The 10,296-nt window shown below is 51.1% G+C and carries 7 protein-coding genes; 2 read left to right on the forward strand and 5 right to left on the reverse strand.

Features of this window, described 5'->3' with window-relative positions; all coding sequences use genetic code 11:
* Positions 1–164 precede the first annotated feature (164 nt).
* The 3 genes from yegS to JIN82_RS15265 all read right to left on the reverse strand — a co-directional run bounded on the left by yegS (position 165) and on the right by JIN82_RS15265 (position 4,455).
* Complete coding sequence (gene yegS / locus JIN82_RS15255; protein WP_200312528.1) at positions 165–1,058, reverse strand: lipid kinase YegS; 894 nt, start codon at positions 1,056–1,058, stop codon at positions 165–167.
* A 254-nt stretch (positions 1,059–1,312) separates the two neighbouring features.
* The gene (gene eno, locus JIN82_RS15260) at positions 1,313–2,590 is read right to left on the reverse strand and encodes a phosphopyruvate hydratase (RefSeq protein WP_200312529.1); all 1,278 of its coding nucleotides are present in this window, start codon (positions 2,588–2,590) and stop codon (positions 1,313–1,315) included.
* 26 nt (positions 2,591–2,616) lie between these two features.
* Complete coding sequence (locus JIN82_RS15265; protein ID WP_234042089.1) at positions 2,617–4,455, reverse strand: GreA/GreB family elongation factor; 1,839 nt, start codon at positions 4,453–4,455, stop codon at positions 2,617–2,619.
* Between the two features lie 205 nt (positions 4,456–4,660).
* Here JIN82_RS15265 and JIN82_RS15270 point away from each other — a divergent pair, with 205 nt between their 5' ends.
* Complete coding sequence (locus JIN82_RS15270) at positions 4,661–5,560, forward strand: MerR family transcriptional regulator (RefSeq protein WP_200312531.1); 900 nt, start codon at positions 4,661–4,663, stop codon at positions 5,558–5,560.
* A 669-nt stretch (positions 5,561–6,229) separates the two neighbouring features.
* Here JIN82_RS15270 and JIN82_RS15275 read toward each other — a convergent pair.
* Both JIN82_RS15275 and JIN82_RS15280 read right to left on the reverse strand, forming a co-directional pair.
* Positions 6,230–6,757, reverse strand: a complete 528-nt coding sequence (locus JIN82_RS15275; protein ID WP_200312532.1) for a PEP-CTERM sorting domain-containing protein — start codon at positions 6,755–6,757, stop codon at positions 6,230–6,232.
* Positions 6,758–7,258: 501 nt separating this feature from the next.
* Positions 7,259–7,942 carry a hypothetical protein gene (locus JIN82_RS15280; RefSeq protein ID WP_200312533.1) on the reverse strand — a complete coding sequence of 228 codons (684 nt, stop codon included), beginning with the start codon at positions 7,940–7,942 and terminating at the stop codon, positions 7,259–7,261.
* A gap of 276 nt (positions 7,943–8,218) precedes the next feature.
* Here JIN82_RS15280 and JIN82_RS15285 point away from each other — a divergent pair, with 276 nt between their 5' ends.
* The gene (locus tag JIN82_RS15285; RefSeq protein WP_267906556.1) at positions 8,219–9,781 is read left to right on the forward strand and encodes an arylsulfatase; all 1,563 of its coding nucleotides are present in this window, start codon (positions 8,219–8,221) and stop codon (positions 9,779–9,781) included.
* Positions 9,782–10,296: the final 515 nt, after the last annotated feature.

Here is a 10,296-nt window from a genome sequence, read left to right on the forward strand (position 1 = left end):
ATTTCACTTAATCACTAATCACCAAAAACCTTCTGGCTCATCTAGCCAGAAGGTTTTTTTTTCGCATTAATAATTCGATAGATTGAACTCTGACTGATTGATAGAAGTAGCTTCTATCAATCACCATTAAATCAAATTTGAGTTACAGAGCGGCGTATTTTAACTCACTCAGCCGTGAGCAGCGGGCAGTTCGTGGGCAAGACGACCTTGATTGCCTTTGGCACGACTTCAAAGCGGATCTTCTTCTCGGCGATTGGCTCACCGTCTAGGTTGACTGGCATCACGTCATCAGACTGCCACTCAGCCCACGCGGCGCGGTTGATGTGAACAAAATCACCTCCTGTACCATTCACTAACTCATCAATGACCTGCGGGATATCTTTGGCCTCAAAATGTGTCAGCGCCACTAGGTCTAGCAATCCATCATCTAGCAGAGCCTCTGGAGCCATCACTTGCCCGCCACCCGCTTGTCTACCATTGCATACGGCGCCAGCTATCACCTGCCCGCTTTTCTCCACACCTGGAATGCGGACTTTACCAGCATAAGGGACAAAACTCAGCGCCTGCACTAAGCCAGAGATGGTGTAAGCACCGCCACCTAAAAAGTTCTTCAGCGCCACTGGTGTATTCGCCGTCACCTGTGCGCCAAAACCACCAGTAGCTAGATTGACAAAATATTGATCGTTAGCCCTAACGATGTCTATCGACCTAGCTGTGCCCGATTGCGCCAGCTCGAGCGCTTGCAGCAAATCAGCGGGCACACCACAAGACGTGGCAAAATCATTAGCCGTTCCTAATGGCAGAATTGATAGTTCTGGGCGACTAGCAGCATCTAGTTTCATCATCGCCTGAGCGACTTCATTCACGGTGCCATCGCCACCGCCAGCGCAGATACGTTGGCAGCCGTCAGCCACGGCTTCCCTAACTAGCCGATCAACATCAGCGCCTTCCCAGGTAGGCCTAACTTCTAACACACCTTGCTTCCTCGCTGCAAAGATAGCTTCACGCACTGGTGGCAGCCCAGCCTTCTTACCGTTCAAAATCACTCTGATGTCCATAGTCGAATATACTCTACGACTACTATCGGCCCAGCCCACATCTAGCAAGTTAACAATCTCGCTGCATGACAGCTAGATCTTGCTCAGGCATGGCCTTAAAACCCTCACTAGCAGCTGCAGCGGATCATTCCAGCCAGCTGGAATTCAATGCCCTCTAGTCACCATGTCCAATGGGCCAGCTCGCTGGGCACAAAAAATCCGCCGGTGACCTAAGCCACCGGCGGATTTAGAAATTAGGAAACTAATTCAGAGAATTAGATGCCGTAGCGTGCTTCAGCACCGAGTTCTTCTTCGATGCGAAGAAGTTGGTTGTACTTAGCGATCCTGTCAGAACGGCTCATTGAACCAGTCTTGATTTGACCTGCGTTAGTAGCAACAGCGATGTCAGCGATAGTGTTGTCTTCAGTTTCGCCAGAACGGTGAGATACAACTGAGTTGTAGCCGTTGATCTTGCCGAGTTCGATAGCATCGAAAGTCTCAGTAAGTGTACCGATTTGGTTTACTTTGATGAGGATTGAGTTACCTGCACCGAGGTCGATTCCCTTCTGCAGGAAGTCAACGTTAGTTACGAAAAGGTCATCACCAACGAGCTGGCACTTGTCGCCGATTTTCTCGGTAAGGATCTTCCAGCCGTCCCAGTCGTTTTCGTCACAACCGTCTTCGATTGAGTCGATTGGGTACTTAGCAACGAGCTCAGCAAGGTATTCAGCTTGCTCAGTAGTGTTGCGCTTCTTGCCGTTCTCACCTTCGAACTTGGAGTAGTCGTATACACCGTTTTCGAAGAACTCAGAAGATGCACAGTCGAGAGCGAGTGTGATGTCTTCACCTGGCTTGTAACCTGCTTTTTCAACAGCGAGAAGAACGGTGTCGAGCGCGTCTTCTGTACCTTCGAATGTAGGAGCAAAGCCACCTTCGTCACCAACTGCAGTGCTGAGACCACGGTCGTGAAGAACTGACTTGAGGCTGTGGAATACTTCAGCACCCATGCGGATTGCTTCGCTGAATGAAGGAGCACCTACTGGACGGATCATGAACTCTTGGAACGCGATTGGTGCGTCTGAGTGTGAACCACCGTTGATGATGTTCATCATTGGTACTGGAAGTACTTTGGCGTTTGGTCCGCCGAGGTACTTGTAAAGTGGTTGACCAAGTTGGTCAGCAGCTGCGTGGGCAACGGCGAGAGAAACACCGAGTACGGCGTTGGCTCCGAGAACCTTCTTGTTGGCTGTACCGTCGAGCTCGATCATGGCCTTATCGATGCCAGCTTGATCAGTTGCGTCGAAGCCGATGAGAAGATCAGCAATCTTTGTGTTTACGTTTTCTACTGCCTTAGTAACGGCACGACCGAGGTAGCGAGACTTGTCGCCATCACGGAGTTCGTGAGCTTCGTGCTCACCTGTTGATGCGCCACTTGGTACTGCGGCACGGCCGAAGCCACCGCCTGCAAGGTGAATGTCTACTTCTACTGTAGGATTACCACGAGAATCAATGATCTGGCGGCCGCGGATTTCTGTAATGCTGGTTGCTAACATAATAAGTGGTGTTGCGGGTTATCTACTTACTTAGCGTAGGCAGAAATGGTTTTAATGGTGAATGTTCCCTCAAGCTCAGTTTCGAGATCGCGAAGAACAACGGTATCACCAATCGCTTTACCGAGCAGCGCTTTGCCGATTTCGGTAAGGTACGATAAAATGTTCTGCTCGGGTACTGAGTCCCAAGCTCCGAGAATAGTAAACTCTTTCTCAGTTCCGTCTACCCCGATCAGGCCAACAACTGTGCCAATATTGACAACATCAGTCTTTGCGCCTACAAAATCAGAGCCTTTGACGTTGGAAAGTGCCAGCTCCATCTGGTGCTTGCGCTTAGAGAGTACAGCCTGCATGTCTTTGGCGGCTTTGTATTCGAAGTTTTCCTTAAGATCACCGTACGAACGTGCTACTGAAATTTCTTTCACGTTCTCTGGGATGAGAACTTTCACGAGGTGCTCGAGCTCGCCTTTGCGTTTTTCGATGCTGCCCCATGAGGAAACAGTAGCGTCTTCGTCCTCTTCTTTCACGCCACCTGTGACAACGGCTTGAGTTTCTGGACGTGCTTTGATCACACGTGCCATCAGAGATTTGCGGTCGAGATCAGTGAATACTGGGCTCTGGTAGAGCTTGCGGCCGAAGTTACGAGCTTCCACGTCATCAGCATCAGCCAGCAGGTCTGAGATCAATGTTTGATCTGCAGTGAGCAAATTGCGCAGGCGGCCAGATCGGCTTGGGCCGTCAGCTACCATGTCGCGCTCCAGCAGGTTGAGCACTGAGTTACCAGTTTCGAGATCAAATACAGGTGCAGCTACCTTCTTGCGCTCGCGGCATACCCAAACCAATGCATCTGGTCCGAGGCGGCGGTTTTTGATAGCAATGCGAAGGTGCTCGAGAAGCAGCGTTTCTTCGTTTTGATCGTCTAGGTACTTGGCGATTTCACTCACACCGCGTGAGCCCACTTCGTCAAATACAGAAAGAATCTCGTTTTTCCACTCGTCGCCAAAGGCATCTGGGAATGTTTCGTAAATGCGTCGCTGAGTAGCTGCAGGCAGTCCCTTCAGGCTCTCAGTGATGCGCTCGCGCTCCATAGTGAGAACGTCAGCTAGGCGTAGCTCTGAGCCAGAAATTTCCAGCTGCTCTACTTGCTCCAGCATCAGGTCACGGCCCACCAGCAGCTCCAGCACTTTGCCCAGCTGAATCTTGCGGCCCTTGGTGCACGCTTCGTTGATGTCGTGAGTGAGGCGCTGTAGCGCTTCCTCTTGACCTTTCAGCACGTCAACGTGTTTGTTGATCGCCTCAAGTGCCTTCACTTTTCCTTTCAGGTCGCGGGCAGATTCAAAATCAGCCACCAACATCTCAGCTGGAGTCATAGACTCGCAGCGCAGCACGATTGGCTCAGTGCGCTTTGATGGTACGGTAAACTTGTGGCTCTCACGCATCGCCTTCTTAGTTTTGTCCCACCACTTTTTGTAGTCGGCCTCAGGCACGATGCTTTCGATGATTTCACGCTCCAGCTGGTCAAACTTAATGGTACCGCCTTGGCTTTCCACAATCTGGCGCACCAGCTCCACAGGATCAGTCACTGCCAAAATGCGCAGCTCATCCAGAGCATTGATCTTTTGTGCGCTGAAATGGTCGGCATCCAGTGACTCAGTCTTCTGCATAGCAAACTTCAGATCCATCTGAGCAGCCTGCTTTTTCTCAAAATCAATCGTGATCTTGCCTGTAGAAAAATCCCAATCGAGCACTTTGCCTGCTCCCCAGCTCTTATGCATGCAGAACTTACCGGGGGCAATTTCTGACAATCTTTCGCCAACATTTTGGGGAATTCTCCCCGCCTCTACGAGTTTCGCTACGTCTGGATGCATGACCACCAGCGTGCTATCACATGGCAAAATAATCAACTGTAAAGGATCCATATTTGAGGAAAAGCAGAAAGTTAAGCAAATCATGCGCGGTCGTTCAACTTATCCACCACCAGCTAGATGCAACACAATAGACAGATAGCAAAATAAGCCACTTGCACTTGTCTAGCTTTCGTCTATATATTTACTCGTGAGCCAACTACATACGATGAAAATAGCCACCCAGAGATCTGGGTTAAGCCCGCACGTTCTTCGCGTCTGGGAAAAACGCTATGCCGCCGTCACCCCCCACCGTAGCAGCACTAACCGTCGCCTCTACTCAGACGAAGAGATCCACAAACTCCAGCTCCTCCACCAGCTCACCGAGCAAGGGCACAGCATCAGCCAAATCGCCAAGCTAGACAACGGCGAGCTCATGGTCATGGCCCAGCAAAGCGACGAACTCACCCCCATCGCCCCAGACAGCGGCAGTGCAGAAATTTTCGTCGAACGCGCCCGCGAGGCCACCCAAGTCTTCGATATGCACGCCCTCGAGCGCGTATTTGACGAAGCCATCGTCCAGCTCGGCTACTCAGCGCTGCTCGAGCGCGTCATGGTACCATTCATCCAGCTCGTCGGCCAAGACTGGCAAGACGGCCACATCTCCACCGCAGAAGAACACGCCGCCAGCCACCTCATCAAAGACTACCTCGCACGCACCGCTCGCCCATTCACCCACGACGCCAGCGCACCCTGCTGCGTCGTCGCCACCCCCAGCGGACAACTCCACGAAATCGGCGCCGTCATCGCCTCCAGCATGGCCAAAAAAATGGGCTGGAACGTGCTCTACCTCGGGCCATCACTACCCGCTGAAGAAATCGCCGGCGCCTGCATTCACCACCAAGCCAAAGCCCTCTGCCTCAGCATCGTCTACCCATTAGACGATCCCCACCTGCCAGCCGAGCTCGAGCGCCTGCGCAAACATCTACCCGCAGAAACCCCCATCATCATCGGCGGTCGCGCCAGCTTCTACTACCAAAAAGCCATCAACAAAATCGACGCCACCCTAGTAGAATCCATGCCCGAGCTGCGCCAAACACTAGACCAGCTGCGCACCATCGAGCAATAACACCAGCTAGGAAACAACAACGCCAGCTACGGAACAATAGCACCAGCTAGGCCAATGTTCACCGGCTTCCATTTCCCCTACGGGGAACCCATCTAGCTGGAACAAAACCACGGGTTGCACTCGCTGGGCTCGTTGACCCGCGGCTAAAATCCATCAGCCCTCCGGGCTAGCCCGCCAGTCCACATAATCGAAATGTCAGGCTAGCTGTTGCAGATTTCCTAGTGTGACCGAAACAATCCAGCTAGCTAGAACTAGCCCTCCGTATCCAATGCTCCCGCACCATGCCGCAGACATGCAACAGCCAAGCCTAGGTTCCAGTCCTCCCGCACAATGCCGCAGACATGCAACAGACAAGCCTAGGGTTCCAGTCCTCCCGCACAATGCCGCAGACATGCAACAGACAAGCCTAGGGTTCCAGTCCTCCCGCACAATGCCGCAGGCATACAACAGCCAAGCCTAGGGTAAGACAGCCCCGAAGGGGCAACACAACCCTAGGTAACGCACAGCACGCCACAGAGGGCTGAAAGCCCGAGACAGCCCGACGCGGAAAGAAAACCCAGCGCACAAAAACCCAAAAAGGCCCGGCGCCATTTTACCTCACACCCTGTAACCACAGGGTTTCCAGCTAGCTCACCCTCGAAAAATCTCTACGCTTTTTCACTATCCCCTCTAATTCCGGCGGCGGTTAAAGGCGAACGCTCCAGCTGCCGCTCCAAGAAGCACGGCGATAGAAGGCTCGGGAACAACCGTGTAGCTGAAATCCCCGCTAAACACACCCAGAGACGATTCACCGACGTTCGTGTAGCTGTAGTTAATGGTTGTCGTTCCATCAAATGGCGACAAGAAGGAGCCATTGAAGTCAGGGTAGGAAGCCAAAACCCCGCCAGAGGTGTCGTATTGTCTGCTTGCAGTTCGAAGTGTGGGGAAATTTATATCCACACCGCCGATGTCGATCGTATTGCTCGCGCCTATTTCGATAAGAACATAAGAGGAGCCCGGAACGTAGCTCTCAGGAGGCAACAAAGAGATGTGAAAATGCGGAAAGTTGGCAATGGTTGTGCCGCCACCTATGCCCGAATCAATCACATAGTCGAACTCAAAACTACCCGTTAGCTCAGTGGCTGAGTCGACAGAATAAGTCACCACCGATGCCGCGTGGCTAGTAGAACTTTGTAGGATGCAGATTGCAATCGTCAATGCGAACGTTGGGAATGGGTATCGTTTCATTTTGTTAGCTACTCAGGTTAAATTAACAGATTTGATGGGATTTAATTCAACTAACGACAAGACCACTATCAATTTATCGTTAATAAGTTAAATACATCAACCAGCTTAAGTCATAACAAAACCAATCCCATTGTCAAACTTCACCGCAAATCAAAAAATAGCTGCGCATAAAACCTAACATGGAATTATCACCGCAAGACTAACCACCTCCTCTCTTTGCGCCCAACCAGCCTACCAATAACATGCCGCAGGCATTCAACAGCCAAGCCTAGGGTTCCAGTCATCCCGCACAATGCCGCAGGCATGCAACAGCCTAGCCTAGGGTAAGGCAGCCCCGAAGGGGCAACGCAACCCTAGGTAGCGCCCCACACACACCACAGAGGGCTGAAAGTCCGACACAGCCCGCCGCGGATAGACAAAACCATTCCCAGCTAGCCAGCAGGAAAAACCATGCCTCACTCCAGCTAGAGATTAGAATCGGTCGCTCTTTTTCTGGTTTCTAAGTTTATCCAGCTCAGACTCCCCTTTAACTATCATAAAGGCGTCATCCACCACCGCCGAGAAGCCAGAATCTACCACACGCCCAAAAGACTCCTTACCCTTATCGTAATTTGCTTTGCCGACAAAACCTTGCTGCACGGCAGTAATTTGATCTAACTCTGCTGGCTGAACCGCAGCTGGAAATACCAGGCGCACTGCAAGATCGAGGTCTTGGCGTTTTTGCTCTACAGTAGCAAAACGACATCGCCACGCTAGCACCTGATCCAGCGGGCCATTAAAAATAACAGCGGATTTGCCAGCATCTAACTCGCCGGCAAAAACAGGCTTGCCCATATCCGCATCTGCTGATTGCGCCAATTTCCTGTCTTTATAAAATATCTGATAATCCACCACGCTGCTAGATTGATTCACCAGCTCTAACTTCACCTTGCGCTTCTTCGTAGCTGCGGCAAGATCATCGCCAACTAGCAAAACAGAAAATCCCTCAGTGCGCTTCATCTCAGCTGGAAACTCAAGCACACGGCCAGACTCAACCAACTGTGAATCCACCGGCACCTCCCAGTAATGGTGATCAACTGAGCACGAAAGTAACATAAACTGCCCGAGCACCAATACGGGCAACTTTCCCGCCTTCAACGATAAGCGATTCCACATAGGCCTACTAACTAACAACCAATCTCACGCGCTGACAAGTTCACAAACGAAAGAAATGAACTAACATCCATGTATTGCCATTCGGCAACATACATACAAATGAAGCAATTTCTGAGGATGGCAAAAAGCACCATGATGAAATTCCCTGTCTGTGATTTTGCTATTTATGCATTTAAAATGTTGCCAGAATACATAAATTTCTTACCTATCAGGATCAGCAGAATATTAGCTAGGCCTATTCCTAACGGATCTGGTTACATGTAAAATTAGTGAATGATGAAAATATTGATATCGATTTTATGCGCAGTGGTGACAGTAGCTCTGGCCACTGAACGCCCAAATATTGTGCTGATTATGTGTGATGATATGGGTTACTCCGATCTCGGCAGCTACGGCAGTGAGATCCACACACCTAACATAGATGCATTAGCTCAGCAGGGCATTCGTTTTACCCAATTCAAAAACACTGGTCGTTGTTGCCCCAGTCGCGCGTCCTTGATGACTGGCCGCCACCAGCATGCGGTAGGCATGGGCTGGATGGCGGTTGTAGATGAACACCGTCCGGGCTATCGAGGTCAACTCTCAGCTAACATCCCCACCATGGCTGAACTCCTCCGCGAGCAGGGCTATGGAACCTACATCTGTGGCAAGTGGCACCTAACGGTAATAGGAAATGTCCACAACCTAGAAGCGGGACCAAATGGCAGCTGGCCAGTGGATCGCGGCTTTGATGAAAGCTATGCCGGTCTAACTGGTGGTGGCTCCTTTTACACCGTGAAGGGCCTGGTGCGCAATGCTGAGCGCATCACCACATTTCCAGATGACTATTATTACACCGACGCCATTACCGAGCATGCGGTAGAGTTTATTGACCGCCATGACAGCGAAAATCCGCTGTTTTTATATCTCGCCCACTATGCGCCGCACCGTCCACTGCAGGCCCCTAAGGAGCGCATTGATAGATGCAGAGAACGCTATCAGGTAGGCTATGATGTACTGCGAAAATCCCGATATGCGCGAATGATAGAAACTGGCATTCTGGAAACTGGCGCAGACCAATCTATCCAGCATGAGGGCATCCCAGCGTGGCAATCATTAACCGAAAAACAGCAGCAAAGTTGGATCACAGAAATGGCTACCTATGCAGCCATGATAGAGATCGTCGACGACGGCATCGGTGAGGTGGTCGATGCCCTCAAACGTAAGGGCATGTACAAAAATACCGTCTTTTTATTCCTCAGCGATAACGGCGCCACTCAGGAAGGTGGGCTGATTTCCAGGCTGGGAGCGCATTTGAGCAATACCCCCTATGCTGGCTTTAAAACAAAGACCTTCAATGGCGGCATCAGCTCACCATTGATTATCCACTACCCCGAGCGGTTTAAGCAATACAGCGGGGCGATGCGCCACGGCACAGCTCATATCACCGACATCCTGCCGACCTGCCTAGAAATCGCAGGATTACAATACCCTGAGTCATTTAAAAATAAGCCTCTCCCGTCTCCAGATGGAGTTAGCTTAGTTCCCGCCATTTCTGGGGAAACCCAGCCACCACGAGATCTCTTTTTCGAACACCAAGGGAGCTGTGCTATCATTTCTAAAAATTGGAAGTTAGTGCGCGATCGCAGTGAGCATCCATGGTCATTGATAGATCTCAAAAATGATCCATTTGAACAAAATGATATCGCCAAAAACCATCCAGAAATGGTGCAGCAACTAGAAGCCAAATGGCTGCAATGGGCTGGAGAAAATGACGTCTTACCGCTTGGCTCCCCCAAGTGGTCAACACGCGTTAACAAGTATAAAGAACTGTTTCCTGATCAAGACGGCATCGATTAATCTATAAGTTAGATCACACAGATCCAGCTGGTAACAACAGCTAGCCAGCAAAAACATAAATCTGCTAGAAACAGGCAACCAGCTAGAAACAGACAACCAGTTAGCCAGAGAACAACGATAGGCAGCCAAAAATGCCAAAGGCATGCAACAGCCTAGGGTAAGACCGCGCCGAAGGTGCCACGCCAACCCTAGGTCACATGCCCCGCACACCACAAAGGGCTGAAAGCCCCAAAGAACAAAGCCCATGGCTTCAGCCATGGGATAGTGGTGATTGCCGACCGCGCCCTGAAAGGGGGCTAGAAATCGCCGCTGTCCAGCCCGCTAGAGAGCGGGATAGATGGCTATCCAGCTCCAGCCAGAAAATGCCAAAGGCATGCAACAGCCTAGCCTAGGGTAAGGCAGCACCGAAGGTGCCACGCAACCCTAGGTCACATGCCCCGCACACCACAGAGGGCTGAAAGCCCCAAAGAACAAAGCCCATGGCTTCAGCCATGGGATAGTGGTGATTGCCGACC

This window comes from Persicirhabdus sediminis, assembly GCF_016595495.1.
In the GTDB taxonomy this organism is placed as follows: Bacteria; Verrucomicrobiota; Verrucomicrobiia; order Verrucomicrobiales; family Akkermansiaceae; genus Persicirhabdus; species Persicirhabdus sediminis.

Bases quoted from the DNA above. Each gene is read 5' to 3' on its own strand.
- JIN82_RS15270 (WP_200312531.1), top strand. From the start codon at position 4,661: ATGAAAATAGCCACCCAGAGATCTGGGTTAAGCCCGCACGTTCTTCGC.
- JIN82_RS15285 (WP_267906556.1), top strand. From the start codon at position 8,219: ATGAAAATATTGATATCGATTTTATGCGCAGTGGTGACAGTAGCTCTG.
- JIN82_RS15280 (WP_200312533.1), bottom strand. From the start codon at position 7,942: ATGTGGAATCGCTTATCGTTGAAGGCGGGAAAGTTGCCCGTATTGGTG.
- JIN82_RS15265 (WP_234042089.1), bottom strand. From the start codon at position 4,455: ATGCATCCAGACGTAGCGAAACTCGTAGAGGCGGGGAGAATTCCCCAA.
- yegS (WP_200312528.1), bottom strand. From the start codon at position 1,058: ATGGACATCAGAGTGATTTTGAACGGTAAGAAGGCTGGGCTGCCACCA.
- eno (WP_200312529.1), bottom strand. From the start codon at position 2,590: ATGTTAGCAACCAGCATTACAGAAATCCGCGGCCGCCAGATCATTGAT.